General features: G+C 63.1%; 11 protein-coding genes. 3 read left to right on the top strand and 8 right to left on the bottom strand.

Annotated elements, in window-relative coordinates; translation table 11 throughout:
• The first annotated feature begins 258 nt into the window (after positions 1 to 258).
• Together C7450_RS11785 and rpoH are read left to right on the top strand one after the other, a co-directional pair.
• On the top strand, positions 259 to 1317 hold the full coding sequence (locus tag C7450_RS11785; protein WP_110374629.1) for an RluA family pseudouridine synthase: 1059 nt from the start codon (positions 259 to 261) through the stop codon (positions 1315 to 1317).
• A gap of 170 nt (positions 1318 to 1487) precedes the next feature.
• Positions 1488 to 2387: an RNA polymerase sigma factor RpoH gene (gene rpoH / locus C7450_RS11780; protein WP_110374628.1), complete on the top strand. Its 900-nt coding sequence runs from the start codon at positions 1488 to 1490 to the stop codon at positions 2385 to 2387.
• A 248-nt stretch (positions 2388 to 2635) separates the two neighbouring features.
• Here rpoH and C7450_RS11775 read toward each other — a convergent pair whose 3' ends face one another.
• Both C7450_RS11775 and C7450_RS11770 read right to left on the bottom strand, forming a co-directional pair.
• Entirely contained in the window at positions 2636 to 3922 is a 1287-nt protein-coding gene (locus C7450_RS11775) for a histidine kinase (RefSeq protein WP_110374627.1), read from the bottom strand.
• Between the two features lie 31 nt (positions 3923 to 3953).
• The gene (locus C7450_RS11770; protein ID WP_110374626.1) at positions 3954 to 5246 is read right to left on the bottom strand and encodes an adenylosuccinate synthase; all 1293 of its coding nucleotides are present in this window, start codon (positions 5244 to 5246) and stop codon (positions 3954 to 3956) included.
• A 366-nt stretch (positions 5247 to 5612) separates the two neighbouring features.
• Here C7450_RS11770 and C7450_RS11765 point away from each other — a divergent pair, with 366 nt between their 5' ends.
• Positions 5613 to 6530, top strand: a complete 918-nt coding sequence (locus tag C7450_RS11765) for a DMT family transporter (protein ID WP_110374625.1) — start codon at positions 5613 to 5615, stop codon at positions 6528 to 6530.
• A 194-nt stretch (positions 6531 to 6724) separates the two neighbouring features.
• Here C7450_RS11765 and serA read toward each other — a convergent pair whose 3' ends face one another.
• The 6 genes from serA to ftsH all read right to left on the bottom strand — a co-directional run bounded on the left by serA (position 6725) and on the right by ftsH (position 16367).
• A complete protein-coding gene (gene serA, locus C7450_RS11760; protein WP_110374624.1) occupies positions 6725 to 8314 on the bottom strand; it encodes a phosphoglycerate dehydrogenase in 1590 nt (529 codons plus the stop codon).
• Positions 8315 to 8495: 181 nt separating this feature from the next.
• Complete coding sequence (locus C7450_RS11755) at positions 8496 to 9662, bottom strand: phosphoserine transaminase (protein WP_110374623.1); 1167 nt, start codon at positions 9660 to 9662, stop codon at positions 8496 to 8498.
• 400 nt (positions 9663 to 10062) lie between these two features.
• Positions 10063 to 10944 carry an outer membrane protein gene (locus C7450_RS11750; RefSeq protein WP_110374622.1) on the bottom strand — a complete coding sequence of 294 codons (882 nt, stop codon included), beginning with the start codon at positions 10942 to 10944 and terminating at the stop codon, positions 10063 to 10065.
• Positions 10945 to 11493: 549 nt separating this feature from the next.
• Positions 11494 to 12315 carry an outer membrane protein gene (locus tag C7450_RS11745; RefSeq protein ID WP_110374621.1) on the bottom strand — a complete coding sequence of 274 codons (822 nt, stop codon included), beginning with the start codon at positions 12313 to 12315 and terminating at the stop codon, positions 11494 to 11496.
• Between the two features lie 509 nt (positions 12316 to 12824).
• Positions 12825 to 14177, bottom strand: a complete 1353-nt coding sequence (glmM, locus tag C7450_RS11740; protein WP_110374736.1) for a phosphoglucosamine mutase — start codon at positions 14175 to 14177, stop codon at positions 12825 to 12827.
• A 264-nt stretch (positions 14178 to 14441) separates the two neighbouring features.
• Positions 14442 to 16367, bottom strand: coding sequence for an ATP-dependent zinc metalloprotease FtsH (gene ftsH / locus C7450_RS11735; RefSeq protein WP_110374620.1), 1926 nt, complete (start codon positions 16365 to 16367; stop codon positions 14442 to 14444).
• Positions 16368 to 16529 lie beyond the last annotated feature (162 nt).

The following is a 16529-nucleotide window of genomic DNA, read 5'->3' as shown; positions in this document are numbered from 1 at the left end:
TGCCGGATTGCACGGCGCGCCGGGTTCACGCGCAGGAACCCCAGACAGCCAAAGGCTGTCAAGGCACCGCAGGCCCCAGCGCCGTTATCATACGCCGGACTGCGAAAACGTTCCACCGCGACGATGGATTCGAGGCGGATTCAGGGGCGCGGGTGACCATAGGTCACGCCGGGACGGCGCGGGGGCGTCCGACAGGCATTCCCCACAGCACCGGTCATGATGCTTGCCCCCTCGGGCGGAGTGATGCATGCCTGAGCGATGCACGCTGATTTCGATCCCGCACCTCACGCCACCTCCGCCGAAGCGCGGACCGTGACGGTGGCGGATGACTTCGCCGGCGACCGCCTCGACCGATTTCTCGCGGTGGCTTTCGCCGATCTGTCCCGCTCGCGCCTGCAGCAGCTGGTCCGCGCCGGTCAGGTGCGCATCAATGGCACGGTGGTTTCGGACCCCAAGCATAAGGTGGTCGCCGGCGCGACCGTCAGTCTGGTGGTGCCGCCGGCAGCGCCTGCGGAGCCCGAGCCTGAGACAATCCCTCTCACCGTCCTCTATGAGGACAATCACATCATCGTCATCGACAAGCCCGCCGGCCTCGTCGTGCATCCCGCCCCTGGCCATGCCAGCGGCACGCTCGTCAATGCGCTGCTTGCCCATTGCGGCGACAGCCTGTCCGGCATCGGCGGCGTGCGGCGGCCTGGCATCGTGCATCGGCTGGACAAGGATACCTCCGGCGTCATGGTTGTCGCCAAGACCGACCAGGCCCACGCGGCCTTGTCGCAGCAGTTCGCCGATCACGGCCGCACGGGGCCGCTGGAACGCGTCTATACGGCCCTTGCCTGGGGGCTCCTGCCCACCCTCAGAGGCACCATCGATCAGCCGATCGAGCGGGCGACGCACAATCGCGAGAAGATGACCGTCACGCGCGAAGGGCGTGGCCGGGTGGCGATCACCCACTATGAGGTTGATGGGCATTTCTGGGGAGATGGCACGCGCGGCGGGGGCGTGGAACCCATCGGAAGCTTCATCCGTTGTCGTCTTGAAACCGGGCGAACTCACCAGATCCGCGTTCATATGGCCCATATCGGCCATCCGTTGCTGGGCGACCAGCTCTATGGGCGGGGCTTCAGGACAAAGGAGAGCCTGCTCGATTCCGATGCGCGTGCTGCGCTCCAGTCACTTGGACGACAGGCCCTGCACGCGTCGAGGCTTGGCTTCGCCCATCCCGCGAGCGGTGAATTCATGTGTTTTGAGAGTGCCCCGCCGGACGACCTTGCTCGGTTGGTAGCGGCTTTGCCGGCGACAAGGCCCAAACGATAGGCCATGTGCGGAATCGCACTGCATTCTGCGTATTCGCACTTCAATATGCATCCTGACGCAAAAGGGTGCCTCGCCCGCTCAGGTCGAGACCTGTATGCTACAATACGGAGCCGGCCACAAAGGCGGCTCTAAGACAACCTGCCTGAAAGGGGGTTGGTTAGGAGGTTTTCATGGCTTCGACGGTTCTTCCCGCGCTGCTTAACGAAGGTGGCCTATCGCGCTATCTCGACGAAATCCGCCGGTTTCCCATGCTGAAACCGGAAGAGGAGTTCATGCTCGCGAAACGCTGGCGCGAGCACGATGATCGCGAAGCGGCCCACAAACTTGTCACCTCCCATCTGCGGCTCGTGGCCAAAATCGCCATGGGCTATCGCGGCTACGGCCTGCCGATCTCGGAAGTCGTCTCGGAGGGTAACGTCGGCCTCATGCAGGCCGTGAAACGCTTCGAGCCCGATAAAGGCTTCCGCCTTGCCACCTATGCGATGTGGTGGATCAAGGCCGCGATTCAAGAGTACATCCTGCGGTCCTGGTCGCTCGTGAAGATGGGAACCACGGCCAACCAGAAGAAGCTGTTCTTCAACCTGCGCAAAGCCAAGAGCCATATCTCGGCTTACGAGGAGGGCGACCTCCGCCCGGAGCAGGTCAAGACCATTGCGACTCGCCTCGGTGTGACCGAACAGGACGTCATCGACATGAATCGCCGCCTTGGCGGCGACACGTCCCTGAATGCGCCCCTGCGTCAGGAAGGCGAAGGTGAGTGGCAGGACTGGCTTGTCGACGACAGCGCCGACCAGGAGACGATCCTGGCCAACGAGGAGGAGGGGCGCAATCGCCTCACCGCCCTGCGCGATGCGCTCGGCGTCCTCAACGACCGCGAGCGGCGTATCTTCGAGGCGCGCCGTCTGCAGGACGAGCCTGTCACCCTTGAGGAATTGTCCGGCGAATTCGGCGTCTCCCGCGAACGCGTCCGCCAGATCGAGGTCCGCGCCTTCGAGAAGGTTCAGGAGGCGGTGAAGAAGGGCTTGGCCAAGCTCGAAATGGCCACCCCGGCGGCTTTGCCGGCAATGTAACCTTTTGGTCCGGCCGACGGGCCGCCTGAGCGAAAATGGCCCCTCGCGGGGCCATTTTTTTTGTGGGTCTTGCCCTGGCTTCGGTGAAGACCGGACGCCGACTGGCCATCACCAGGCAGCCCCGTCGAGACGGGAGCGCACCGCGCGCGCGCAAGTCCGTCTTTCGCAGATTTGCTCAACTCGAAAAGAGACGAGTAAATTCAAAAACTTGAGTGGATTCTGTCGACTCTATTCAAGTCGCCCTCGCGCTATTGCCAGAGGCGGAAGGCCTCATTGATCGCCTTTTCACCGGAGACGCCCTTCTCGAAGGTCAGCACCGCGCGGCGTCCGTTGGCAAAGCGCAGCGGCAGGTCGATCCAGGCCTGGCTCTTGAGCAGAGCGGCGTTGCGTTCCATGTCCGCACTGAGGTTCGACAGGCCGATCAGGAAGATATTCTCGGTCACGGGCACTGGAAGCCCTGCCAGGGGTGCCCCCCGGCCGCCCTCGTCCGCCTTCAGCTGCATCACGCCGACGTCGCGCACAGAGCGCGTGGCATCACCGGAGGTGTTGCGGAAGGTCAGCTCAACCGTATGGGAGGCGGGCAAGGTGGTGTCGCGGTTGCGCCGCAGCACCAGCGCGAGGGAAAGCCCGGCCTGTGGAATCTCGACATCCGCATGCACAACGCTTTCCAACGGCTCGCCCTGGCCCGGGTTGATGCTGTCGATCCTCCAGGTGGTCCGACCGGCCGTGACGATGGGAGCCTGCGGATTGTCCGGCGATTCCTCATACAGGCTGGCGCGCTGCGCAACGGCAACGCCACCCTGCGGCTGCGGCTGTGGTTGCGGGGCCGGAGGCTGCTGTGGGCTTGCCGTCTGCGTCTGCGTCTGCGTCGGTGCTGCGGGCGGCGGGGCTGCCGGCGCCGGCTCGCCCCCGAGGCGCTCCGTGAACTTGCCGTCGCTCTGCTCCTGTGGTGCCGCCTGCTCGGCGCCGTGGGGGATCTCCACAGGCTGGTCACGCAGCACGACCGCTACACCTGCGATCGCTGCGACGACAGCGGCGAGCACTCCCGCCACGACGAAGGTGCGCATGTGGCTGTGCCAGTCCCGCTTGGGACGGACAGGCGCCAGCCGCGGCCGTTCCCGGCCGGGCGATCCATTGGTCTCTGCGTCGGAGGCCGCGAACTCGGGCTGTGGCGGCTCCGCCGGCTGCGGCTCGACAGGCTCGTCCCGCCGCGGAGCCTGCTCGTCGGACCCGGGCTCGTCATCAACTGCCTCCGGCACCTGCTCGAAGGCGTGCAGATGCTCCTGGTCGGGCCAGTTCTCATCCGGCCACGCGGCGTCTTCGCGCGGCCGGGCCTCTGCCTCGATGCGGGCGATGACGAGATCGAGCGCGGCATATTCGCGATCGATATCAGCCTCAGGGAGCGGCGGCTCGACTTTTCGCAGTTGCTGGACGAGCACGGTACGCGCCCGCTCGTAGATGGCTCCGCGAGTTTCGGGCGTATTCTCCGGCAGACCAGAAATTGCCCGCTGCAGCAGGGTGTAATAATCGGCCATTCAGGTCGAATGTCTCGAATCGCGCGTCAGGTCAACCTTCGAATGGGTTATGCACCAGGATCGTGTCATCCCGTTCCGGGCTCGTCGAGAGAAGCGCCACCGGCGCGCCGATCAATTCCTCGATACGCCGGACATATTTGATCGCCTGGGCCGGCAAGTCAGCCCAGGAACGCGCCCCGGCCGTCGAACCTTCCCAGCCCTCGATGGTCTCGTAGATCGGCTCGACATGCGCCTGCTGGGCCTGCCCTGCCGGCAGATAGTCGAACGCCTTGCCGTCGAGGCGATAGCCCACACAGACATTGATGGTCTTGAAGCCGTCGAGAATGTCGAGCTTAGTCAGGGCAATGCCGTTGATCCCCGATGTCTTCACCGTCTGGCGCACGAGGACGGCATCGAACCAGCCGCAGCGCCGCTTACGCCCCGTGACCGTCCCGAATTCATGGCCACGCGTGCCGAGCATCTCGCCGACCTCGTTGTCCTGTTCCGTCGGAAACGGCCCCTCGCCGACGCGCGTGGTATAGGCCTTCGCAATGCCCAGCACATAGCCGATGGCATTGGGGCCGAGCCCCGAGCCGGCGGCAGCCTGGCCGGCAACGGTGTGCGACGATGTGACGAAGGGATAGGTGCCATGGTCCACATCGAGCAGGGCGCCCTGGGCTCCCTCGAAGAGAATGCGCTTGCCGGCGCGGCGATGGTCATCGAGCAGCAGCCACGTCACGCCCATATAGGGCACGATATCAGGCGCAATGGCCTTGAGTTCCGTGAAAATCTCGGAGGCGTTGAACTCGGGCAGGCCGAAGCCGCGCCTCAAGGCATTGTGATGGACGAGCAGCCGCTCGATCTTGTCCTCGAGGGTGTCGAGGTCTGCGAGATCCATCACGCGAATCGCGCGGCGCCCCACCTTGTCTTCATAGGCCGGGCCGATGCCGCGGCGCGTCGTGCCGATCTTCGTGCCGCTGTTGGAACTTTCGCGCAGCGCATCAAGCTCGCGATGTAACGGCAGGATCAAGGCGGCATTGTCGGCAACACGCAGATTTTCCGGCGAGATCGCGAGCCCCTGCTCCTTCAGCCGCGCGATCTCCGCGATCAGTGCCTGCGGGTCGAGCACGACGCCATTGCCGATGACGCCAAGCTTGCCGGGACGGACGACGCCCGATGGCAGGAGGGACAGCTTGTAGGTGGTGCCATCGATGACAAGCGTATGACCGGCATTGTGACCGCCCTGGAAGCGCACGACCACGTCGGCCTGTTCGCTCAACCAGTCAACGATCTTGCCTTTGCCTTCATCGCCCCACTGGGCACCGACCACTACGACGTTCGCCATATCCTTCAAGCCGGCGGACAGCCGACCCCTCACATGACAAACCCCGGCGCAAGGCCGGGGTCCTTACAGCCTCTCATCGACGATTAGGCCGGCGAGGTCAAGCCACAGCGTTACCGCGGCCGCCCGCGAGCCGTTGATGGCCGAAGGACGCCGCTGCCGAAGCGGATCCGGGGCGGTCTTTCTGCATGTCTGCGTTGCGCGCAGTCTGCTAACCCTGTCCCTGTGCTATTGGGTATGGTCGCGCCCCCGAATAGCGTTCTCGTCGATGAGGTTCCATGGGATGACGGTCCATGGATGAAACCCGCGGTACCCCGCGCGCAGGAGTGTCTCTTCCCATGATCGCGACTACGAGCGCGCCAGGCAGACATGCCTGATACGAACTCCCCGATTGCGCGCGCCACCCGGTGGTTGTTCGATCAAGCCTATGTCCTTTTGCCGCTCACGATGCTGATGTGGGCGGGCAATGTCACGGCGAGCAAATTTGCCGTGGGCCAGATCTCGCCGATGAGCATCGTCTGCCTGCGCTGGGGCATCGTCTGCGTCGTCTTGCTGACCTTCAGCCGCCGGGACATCGTCCGCGATCTGCCTGTGCTGAAGTCCCGCTGGCCGGTCATCGTCGGCATGGGCACATTGGCCTTCACCGGCTTCAACGCGCTGTTCTATGTCGCGGCCTACGAGACAACCGCCGTCAACATGACGATCATCCAGAGTGCAATTCCCGTGTTCGTCGTGGTCGGGGCGATCCTGTTCTTCCGTCAGCGGATCAACATCGGCCAGACCGCGGGTCTTGTCCTGACCATCCTCGGCGTGATGGTGACGGCCTCGCATGGCGACCTGGAAACGCTGCTCAATCTCACCATCAACCGCGGCGACCTCTACATGCTGGTCGCCTGCGCGTTCTATGCAGCCTATGCGCTGCATCTGCGCAGCCGGCCGAAGGTGTCGGACACCGCCTATTTCGCGGCGATGGCGCTGGCGGCCTTCGTGTCATCCCTGCCGCTGCTCGCCATCGAGATCGCCCAGGGCAAAGCCTATTGGCCGAGCCCGACCGGCTGGCTCACGCTTCTTTATATCGGGATCTTTCCGTCTCTCCTCGGGCAGATCTTCTTTATCCGCTCCGTCCAGCTCATCGGCCCGAGCCGCGCCGGCCTGTTCAACAATCTGATGCCGGTCTTCGGCATCGCCCTGTCCATCGTGCTGCTGGGTGAGGCCTTCGGCCTCTACCAGATGGCGGCCATGGTGCTGGTGATCGGCGGCATTCTCATCGCCGAGCGCCTGCGCTAGAGCAAGTCCGTCTTTTGCGGACTTGCTCCGTTCAAAAATTAACGAGCAAATTCACCAACTTAGCTGGTATCCGGCGATTCCATCTAAGTCGGATTTGCTCTAGTGGATCCTTCCGCCAATGACAGAACGGCGGCTCCCGGAAGAGCCGCCGTCGGTCGTCTCGATGGGCGTTGGGAGATCCTTCTCCCGCCGCCTCAGAACTTCAGCGGCTTCACCTGCTTGACGCCCGGGATGGTCTGGACGCTCGCCAGCACGCTGTCCGGCACTGCTCCATCCACCTCGACGAGCGCGATCGCCGATCCACCCTGCCGGTCCCGGCCCAGGGCGAAGGTCGCGATATTGACGCCGGCATCGCCCAAGAGCCCGGCGAAGCGGCCGATGAAGCCCGGCTTGTCCTCATTCGTCACATAGATCATCGACGGCGCGAACTCGGCATCGACCTTGATGCCCTTGATCGCGACGATCCGCGGCGCGCCATCGGCGAAGACCGTGCCGACGACGGAACGCTCCTGCTTCTCGGTGACGACCGTGAGCGTGATCAGCGCGTCATGCTCGCCCTGGGCCTCGCGCGTCGTCTCCTCGATGACGATGCCGCGCTCCTTGGCCACGCTCGGCGCCGAGACGACATTGATATCGGCCAGCATCGGGCGCAGCAGGCCCGCGACCGCCGCCGAGGTGAGCGCCTTGATCTTGAGCCCGGCGACCGTGCCCTCATAGGTGATGTGGACGCTCTTGATGCCCGTCTCGGTCAACTGGCCCGCGAAGGAGCCGAGGTTCTCGGCCAGCGCGATGAAAGGCTTCAGCTTCGGCGCTTCCTCGGCCGTGATCGACGGGAAGTTCACCGCATTGGAGATCGCGCCCCGCAGGAGATATTCGGACATCTGCTCAGCGACCTGGAGGGCGACATTCTCCTGCGCCTCGGTGGTGGCAGCGCCGAGATGCGGCGTGCAGACGACGTTCGGATGGCCGAACAGCGGGTTCTCCTTAGCCGGCTCCTCGACGAACACGTCAAAGGCAGCCCCCGCGACATGGCCGGAATCGAGCGCGGCGCGCAAAGCCACCTCGTCGACCAGACCGCCGCGGGCGCAGTTGATGATGCGCACGCCCTTCTTGGTCTTGGCGAGAGCCTCGGCGGACAGCACGTTCTTGGTCTTCTCCGTCAGCGGCGTATGCAGCGTGATGAAATCGGCACGCGCGAGCAGGTCCTCGAGTTCGACCTTTTCGACGCCGAGGTCCAGCGCCCGCTCCGGCGAGAGGAAGGGATCGTAGGCGATGACCTTCATCTTCAGGCCGATCGCGCGTTCCGCAACGATGGAGCCGATATTGCCGCAGCCGATGATGCCGAGCGTCTTGGCGGTGATCTCGACACCCATGAAGCGGTTTTTCTCCCACTTGCCGGCCTGGGTGGAGGCATCCGCAGCGGGGATCTCACGCGCCAGCGCGAACATCATCGCGACGGCATGCTCGGCAGTCGTGATCGAATTGCCGAAAGGCGTGTTCATCACGATGATACCCTTGGCGGTCGCCGCGGGGATATCGACATTGTCGACGCCGATGCCGGCGCGGCCGATGACCTTCAGCGCTTTCGCCGCTTCGAGGATCTTCGGCGTGACCTTGGTGGCGGAGCGGATGGCGAGACCGTCATAATTGCCGATGATGGCGGCGAGCTTGTCCTTGTCCTTGCCGAGATCGGGCTGGAAATCGACCTCGATGCCGCGATCCTTGAAGATCTGCACGGCGGCGGGGGACAAAGCGTCGGAAATAAGAACCTTGGGAGCGGGCATCGGACGTCCTTTCAGGAGCTGCGACGCAAGCCGGTCCACGCTAGGGGTGTCGGGCGCCGCGCATTCACTGCGAAGTGGAATTTCAGGGACTTGTCGGTGTCAGCGGGCGGAATGGCAGAGCAGTTATCCATTCCGGCCTGCACGAAAGCGCCCTTCACGATGAAGGAAGGGCGCCGGCCAATCAGGCGAGCTTCGCCTTTTCCTGCGCGAAAGCCCAGTCCAGCCAGTGGGTCAGGGCCGCGACATCGGCCGTATCGACCGTTGCGCCACACCAGATCCTGAGGCCGGGAGGCGCATCGCGATAGGCGCCGATATCATAGGCGACATCAAGCTTGTCGAGCGTGGCGGCGAGCCCCTTGGCAACGGCGGCAACCGCCTCCGGCCCCTTGGCGACGACGTCCGGATCGACGATCGACAGGCAGACCGAGGTATTGGACTGCGTCGCCTCGACCTTCGCGAGATTGGCGACCCACGGCGTCTTCGCCACCCAGTCGGCGATGGCCTTGGCATTGGCATCGGCGCGCGCGACCAGCGCATCGAGCCCGCCGAGAGACTTCGCCCATTCCAGCGCGTCGATATAGTCTTCGACGCAGAGCATCGACGGCGTATTGATGGTCTCGCCCTGGAAGATGCCCTCGACGATCTTGCCGCCCTTGGTCATGCGGAAGATCTTCGGCAGCGGCCAGGCCGGCGTATAGCTCTCGAGGCGCGCAACAGCCCGCGGCGAGAGGATGAGGATGCCGTGGGCGCCTTCGCCGCCGAGAACCTTCTGCCAGGAGAAGGTGACGACATCGAGCTTCGGCCAGTCGAGGCGCTGCGCGAAGGCCGCCGAGGTGGCGTCGCAGATCATGAGGCCTTCGCGGTCGGCGGCGATCCAGTCGGCGTCGGGGACACGCACACCGGATGTCGTGCCGTTCCAGGTGAAGACGACGTCGCGGGTCTTGGTATCGACTTGCGCGAGATCAGGCAGCTCGCCATAGCCGGCCTTGATGACACGGGCGTCAGCAAGCTTGAGCTGCTTGACGACATCCGTGACCCAGCCTTCGCCGAAGGATTCCCAGGCGAGCATGTCGACCGGGCGGGCGCCGAGCAACGACCACAGCGCCATCTCGACGGCGCCGGTATCGGACGCGGGCACGATGCCGATGCGATAATCGGCAGGCACCTGCAGAATTTCACGGGTGAGATCGATCGCCAGCTTGAGCTTGGCTTTGCCAATCTTGGCGCGATGGGAGCGGCCGAGCGAACTCGTATCGAGGGCGGCGGCATTCCAGCCGGGGCGCTTTGCGCAAGGGCCAGACGAAAAATGAGGCCGCGCGGGGCGCACGGCAGGTACTGTCTCTGTCATGTCAGTCCATCCTTACAGATGGGCGCCTTCCGTTGGGGGAAGGTGTCCCGCGGATGGAGATAAGGGAGACGGCGCGGACAGTCAACGGTTCATTTTCGCGAAAGCCACACGCCGATGCTGCGATATCACTGCAGCACCGGCTTGGCGATCGAGGAGCCCGCGCCACCATCTGCGCCGGGAAGCGCCCGGCTATCCCGGAGCAAGTCCCGCAACACAAGGAACGGCTTCCCGTCCGGAGTTGTTCGAAGCAACCGGATAGGATTGAGCGGTCCCGCAACCCAGTTTTGAGCGGAAACGCCGGGGCATCTTCGCGCGAAGTGAAAACCGGTTCGCGCGAAGACAATGCGGAGAAGCACAGACCTGAAGCATGTCCGGTGAACTGGAGTTTACAGAACAAGCTCTAAAATTTCACGCCAACAGCACCCCGCAAGGCATTGATATCTGCTCGCGCCTTGGAGAGCGAGACGAAGCGTATGTATTCGTATTCGCCGCGCAGGAATATACTTTCGGTCACGAGGACGTCAACGCCCAATCCTGCTGCAACGCCATAGGCGAATTCGTTATTTTTAGTCTCAGAGATTGTCGTCGGATTGGGATCGAGGCTGAGCGTGGGCCGTCTGGCGCCGGAATAATCGACCGCGGTCGTCGATACCGACGCCGAGCGATCGATGCTCGCACGCCCGACGGCCACGCCCAACGAGGCATAGGGCATGAAGCTGCCGAGCACGTATCCTGCGCGTGTCCGGAACGTCATATAGTCTACAATCTTGACTGCCGAACGGGAATCCAGACCGACATCATACGTGTATTGATTGGACGTGACGTAGCTTCTTCGCAGCTTATCCTGCGCCGATACGCTCAGATCCGTGTAGTTGTAGTTCACCTCTACACCGAGGACCACGTCGTCCCACTGGCTGTTGTACCCCAGGAAGGCGCCGAAAACGCCGCGCCGCGCGTCCCTCTCGGGAAGCACTGTCCAGCCCGAGACGGCAGCCTCGGCCTCGATGATCGTGTCGCGCAGCGCATAGGCGACGAGATCACCCGCAGCATTGCCGAAATCCACGTTCGTATTGGCATAGCCGGCCTGTGCACCAACGTAGACACCGCTCCAATCGCCAAATTTTGTCGGCTTATCATCCATCACGGCACCGCGTAACGCGGCGTAATCGAGGTCCGCAGCCCGCACCGGCGTCAGCGGAATTGCGAGGACAGCCCACACCAGCAGCGCAGCCGTCGCAGGCGCGCCAGCCCAGACATCCGTCCCGAAGAAAAACGCACGCATGTTCCTGTCATCCTCGAAGCTCGTTTCGCGCAGCGCGGCGAGATCGACCCGCCGGCCCCCAACTCACGACAACTTGCTACGGCCGGCAGATGCTTGGCCGTATTGGTTAACAAATCGCGAATTCGCGTCAAATACCCGCATCGAGAAAGGTAATATTATTTCGATCAGCAATAATCGTTCGAAAAGCTGATATATAGAAAGAGATTCTCATATCATATAAACCCGCAATGAAAATTCTTATAAAATGTATATCATGTATATCTATACTAGATTTACAAATACATTGATAACGCAAAGGCCGCGGCAGAATTCGCCGGGATCGAGCCTGGGGACACCCCATAGGCCCGGAAGCGCAGCATAAAAAAAAGGAGCACATCACGCAAAGCCGGCTGGGCCAGCCACGTGAACATGCTCCACTTTATCCCGCGCCCGTGCTTTTCCACGCGCGCTGATAGAACCTGGGAAACTGCGCCTTGCGATATCAAACGACCACGCGAGCGCCGGAGGCGCGCTCGGCAGGGCGCGACGCGCGCGCCCCGACAGTATAAGTCAGTAGCTGCGCATCAAGGGAGGCTCGGCCTCTGCATAGGCCGGACCACCGAGAAGCCAGCGCATGCCGATCTTGATGTCATGCGAGCTCAAATCTTTGAACTTCATCGGATTATAGGTCGAATTATAGCCGGAATATGTAATAAGATCACCGGATTCCGCGTCACCCAGGTTGAGATAACGATAGGCCAGTTCGATCGTGAAGTTCGGCGTCACCTCATAGCCGAGACCGGCATAAAGCGCCCAGGCCAAATCCCAATTCGACTTGTCGCTGCCATAGGCAAGCCCCTGGGTTATCACATTGGTATCTGTGAAGCCCGAGATGGTGTTGCGGGAGAAGCCGATACCAGCGCCCACGAAGGGCGTAACACCGGCCCATGTCCCGAGATCGAAATAGGCGTTGAGGAGCGTCGTCCACTCCGTCTTGCCGCCGGAGTATTGATTGGTCGCGTAGCCGGTCGACAGATAGGGGGCCTCATAGATATCGAGCCCCTTGAAATTCGCCCTGGCACGGTATTCGGTCGTCAGGTCTGTGCGGAACCAGTTGTTGAACTTGTAACCAACGCCCACGCCGGCGAATGGCGCAGCATCGAACTCCTTGTTGACCACCGTGACGTTCGAACCTTGGAACAGCACGTTGTCGAGTTTGTCGACCTGCTGATTGCTATAGCCGATATCGCCGCGGAGATACCATCCGCTCACTTCGAGCGGAACGGGAGGCAACAACGGTGGCGGCGGCGGCAACAGATCCGCCGCCAGGCCACCGCCCATGCCCCCCACAACGAGGCCGCTCGCCAGGACGAGAGTTTTCATGCCACGCATGAACGAAGTTCCTTCTTGTCAGGGAAGGTTCCGGTTGTGGAGCTCCCCACTGCACATGAGCGGACGTTCGCACAAATTTCTTAAGCAGGGCTTAACCTTAATAATTTACCACGATGACTTGACGGTTAGACGCTGAGCCAAATCGCATGCCGTTCTGCAGCTGCGCTGAGCGCATCGCACAGTGCCCTCCCCCATCCCGCGTGAGACGCCGCCGGTCATCGGAAAAGGCAAGTATCACAGTGATTTATTGAAAGAGATGCCCGCAGCGGACAGCCGCAAGCGGTCTGGCATCGTCCAGCCCCGGCTGCAGCCCAGCGCGGCAGAGGGCGCGCAGCGCCATACGGCGGGACGGCCGGATGTTAACAACGGCGCGGCGACGCGAGTATTGCGAGGGGATTTTGGCTGCAATGGAGCGCATCGGCCCGCGTGGCGCCAATCCGGCTTGGATGGTGTCGGCAGTCACCATCCAAGAGTGAGGATTTGCGCGTCGATTCTTGCGCGGGGCTGGCCTAAGCCGCCGCGGCGGCGGCCCGGGTAAAGGCTTCGACAACCTCATCGACCACCGCTTCCACGAGATGTCGATCATCGCCCTCGCCCATCACGCGGATGAGCGGCTCGGTGCCTGAAGGCCGGATGACCAGCCGGCCGCCGGAGCCGAGCTTCTGGCGCGCGGCCTCAACCACCGGTCCGACCAGGTCCTCCGACAGAACCTGGCCCTTGCTGTAGCGCACGTTCTTCAGGATCTGCGGCAGGCGCTCGAAGCACTGGCAGATCTCGCTGACCGGCCGGTTACGGCCCTTGACCACCGCGAGCAGCTGGAGCGCGGCCACGAGCCCGTCGCCGGTCGTCGCATGATCCGGCATGATGATGTGCCCGGATTGCTCGCCCCCGAGATTATAGCCATCCTGCCGCATGCGCTCGAGCACGTAACGGTCCCCCACGGCAGTGCGGACGAGGCTGAGCCCGAGCCCCTCGAGATAGCGCTCCAGCCCAAGGTTGGACATCACCGTCGCGACGATACCGGGCCGGGACAGGCGCCCGTCCTCCCGCCAACTCGTGGCGATGGCAGCCATCAGGCTGTCACCATCCACCAGATGGCCTTTTTCATCGACGATGATGACACGGTCGGCATCGCCGTCGAGCGCGATGCCGATATCGGCCCGTGTCTCACGCACCTTGGCGATCAACGCCGCCGGCGCGGTGGAACCAACGTCGCGGTTGATATTGAAACCATCCGGCTCGACGCCGATGGAAATGACATCCGCGCCGAGCTCCCAAAGAGCTTCCGGCGCGACCTTGTAGGCTGCTCCATTGGCGCAATCGACGACGATCCGCAAACCGTCGAGGTCGAGCTGGCGCGGCAGGGTGCGCTTGGCAAATTCGATATAGCGGGCGTGCACGCTCTCGATACGCTTGGCGCGGCCGAGGCTGTCCGGCTTGGAGAGGCGGAGCCGCAGATCCGCATCGATCAGCCCCTCGATTTCCTCCTCGACCTCATCATTAAGCTTGTAGCCATCCGGGCCGAACAGCTTGATGCCGTTGTCCTCGTAAGGATTATGCGAGGCGGAAATCATGACGCCGAGATCGCAGCGCATGGAGCGGGTGAGCATGGCGACGGCCGGCGTCGGCATGGGGCCGAGCAGCAACACGTCCATCCCGACGGAGGTGAAGCCGGCCACCAGCGCATATTCGATCATATAGCCCGAGAGGCGCGTATCCTTGCCGATCACCACGCGGTGGCGATGCTCGCCACGCTGGAACAAGAGGCCCGCCGCCTGCCCGACCTTGAGCGCCAGTTCCGGCGTGATCACCGTATTGGCCAGGCCGCGAATGCCATCCGTCCCGAAATACGCGCGTCTCATATCGGCAGCCTTCTTGTCTTCGACTGGAGGGGTCGTCTCAAGGCGCGCCCCACGGCCCTTACGCGCCATCGCGACCTCCGCAGTTCAGTCCGCTCACGACGTGCAGACTGCCGACGCTTATAGCAGCGCCATCGGCCGAGTGTGACCGGACTTCGTTCAAAAAATGTGAGCAAATCTTTCACGCGCACGCCTTCAAGCGCAAAACCCCCGTCGGATGGAATCCGTCGGAGGTCGCAAAGGCCATTTCTGGAGTCTCAGACGTGATCAGACCTGCGGCTGCGGCTCCAGCCCCGTGTCGGGTTCACCGCGCGGGCGGTTGCGACCGGTGGACGGCACCGCCGAACTGCGCGTGGGCGTCTTGGGGTCGCCGCCGTTGTCACGCGTCGGCGGCTTACCTTCGAGAAGGTCGCGGATCTCGTCGCCGGACAGGGTTTCGTATTCGAGCAACGCCTGAGCCAGCGTCTCCCAATCCTGCCGCTTCTCGGTGAGGATGCGGCGGGCCTCGTTCTCGCCATCCTCGATCAGCTTGCGGATCTCGGCGTCGATCAGCTTGGCCGTCTCGTCGGACATGAGCTGGCTCTGCGCCACGGAATGGCCGAGGAACACCTCCTGCTCGTTCGACTGGTAGCGCACGCGTCCGAGCTTGTCGGACATGCCCCATTCCATGATCATGGCCCGGGCGAGACGTGTGGCCTGCTGGATGTCGCCGGTGGCGCCGTTGGTCACCTTGTTCGGGCCGAACTTCATGATCTCCGCCTCGCGCCCGCCGAACATCATGGCGAGGCGCGACACGCACCATTCACGGGTGTAGGAATGGCGATCGGTTTCGGGCAGGGACATCACCATGCCCAAGGCGCGGCCACGGGGAATGATCGTGGCCTTGTGAATCGGGTCGTGGCTCGGAACATTGAGGCCGACGATGGCGTGGCCCGCCTCGTGATAGGCCGTCAGTTCCTTCTCTTCCTCGGTCATGGCCATGGAGCGGCGCTCGGCGCCCATCATGACCTTGTCCTTGGCGTCCTCGAATTCCGCCTGCGTGACGATCCGCTTCGCGCGCCGCGCCGCGAGCAGGGCCGCCTCATTGACGAGGTTCATCAGGTCGGCGCCGGAGAAACCGGGCGTGCCGCGCGCGATCGTCTTGAGATCGACGTCAGGCGCCAGCGGAACCTTGCGCACATGGACGCGCAGGATGCGTTCGCGGCCGGCGACGTCCGGATTCGGGATGACGATCTGGCGGTCGAAACGGCCCGGGCGCAGCAGCGCCGGGTCGAGCACGTCGGGACGGTTGGTCGCGGCGATGATGATGATGCCTTCGTTCTGCTCGAAGCCGTCCATCTCGACGAGAAGCTGGTTCAGGGTCTGCTCGCGCTCGTCGTTGCCGCCGCCGAGGCCGGCACCGCGATGGCGGCCGACCGCGTCGATCTCATCGATGAAGATGATGCAGGGCGCATTCTTCTTCGCCTGCTCGAACATGTCGCGCACGCGGCTCGCGCCGACGCCGACGAACATCTCGACGAAGTCCGAACCCGAAATCGTGAAGAACGGCACATTCGCTTCGCCAGCGACCGCACGCGCGGTCAGCGTCTTACCCGTGCCGGGAGGGCCGACAAGCAACACGCCGCGTGGGATGCGTCCGCCGAGCCGCTGGAATTTCTGCGGATCGCGGAGGAACTCGACGATCTCCTGCAGGTCTTCCTTGGCCTCGTCGATGCCGGCGACGTCCTCGAAGGTCACGCGGCCGTGGGCTTCCGTGAGGAGCTTGGCCTTGGACTTGCCAAAACCCATGGCACGCCCCGCGCCGCTTTGCATCTGACGCGAGAGGAAAATCCAGGCGCCGATGAACACGAGCAGCGGCAGCCAGTTGAAGAGAAGCGCGATGAACCAGGGCGTGGAATCCGACGGGGGCTTCGCCGTGATCTGTACCCCCTTCTGAGAGAGCTTGCTCACCAGCGAGGGGTCATTCGGCGCGAAGGTGCGGAACGAACCACCATTCGTATAGGTGCCTGTGATGTCCTGGCCGGAAATCACCACACTCGTGATACGCCCCGCGTCGGCATCGTTCAGAAGCTGCGAATAGGGGATCTCATTCGCGGTTCCGCGCGTGCCCGGATTCTGGAAGAGCGTGACGAGCGCAAGCACCAATAGAAAGATGATGACCCACAGGGCGAAATTGCGAAAATTGGGGTTCATCTGTTTACGTCTTCCTCGTCACTCGGCGGCGGCATATGTTATCCGCGAAAGCCACCCTACGCGCTAATTTAGGGCTCACGGACACCCTTGCCAAGGGAAGAGGCAGAGGAAGTTCACGCAAGCGCCAGAAACTGGGCGGGATTGTCCCAGATGCCTGGTCTA

This window comes from Chelatococcus asaccharovorans (assembly GCF_003201475.1).
GTDB classification, from domain to species: domain Bacteria; phylum Pseudomonadota; class Alphaproteobacteria; order Rhizobiales; family Beijerinckiaceae; genus Chelatococcus; species Chelatococcus asaccharovorans.
Note: the sequence above shows the minus strand (reverse complement) of the source record. Positions and strands in the feature narration are given on the sequence as shown.

Bases quoted from the DNA above. Each gene is read 5' to 3' on its own strand.
- rpoH (WP_110374628.1), top strand. From the start codon at position 1,488: ATGGCTTCGACGGTTCTTCCCGCGCTGCTTAACGAAGGTGGCCTATCG.
- C7450_RS11745 (WP_110374621.1), bottom strand. From the start codon at position 12,315: ATGCGTGGCATGAAAACTCTCGTCCTGGCGAGCGGCCTCGTTGTGGGG.
- C7450_RS11750 (WP_110374622.1), bottom strand. From the start codon at position 10,944: ATGCGTGCGTTTTTCTTCGGGACGGATGTCTGGGCTGGCGCGCCTGCG.
- C7450_RS11755 (WP_110374623.1), bottom strand. From the start codon at position 9,662: ATGACAGAGACAGTACCTGCCGTGCGCCCCGCGCGGCCTCATTTTTCG.
- C7450_RS11785 (WP_110374629.1), top strand. From the start codon at position 259: ATGCACGCTGATTTCGATCCCGCACCTCACGCCACCTCCGCCGAAGCG.
- C7450_RS11775 (WP_110374627.1), bottom strand. From the start codon at position 3,922: ATGGCCGATTATTACACCCTGCTGCAGCGGGCAATTTCTGGTCTGCCG.
- glmM (WP_110374736.1), bottom strand. From the start codon at position 14,177: ATGAGACGCGCGTATTTCGGGACGGATGGCATTCGCGGCCTGGCCAAT.
- C7450_RS11765 (WP_110374625.1), top strand. From the start codon at position 5,613: ATGCCTGATACGAACTCCCCGATTGCGCGCGCCACCCGGTGGTTGTTC.
- serA (WP_110374624.1), bottom strand. From the start codon at position 8,314: ATGCCCGCTCCCAAGGTTCTTATTTCCGACGCTTTGTCCCCCGCCGCC.
- C7450_RS11770 (WP_110374626.1), bottom strand. From the start codon at position 5,246: ATGGCGAACGTCGTAGTGGTCGGTGCCCAGTGGGGCGATGAAGGCAAA.
- ftsH (WP_110374620.1), bottom strand. From the start codon at position 16,367: ATGAACCCCAATTTTCGCAATTTCGCCCTGTGGGTCATCATCTTTCTA.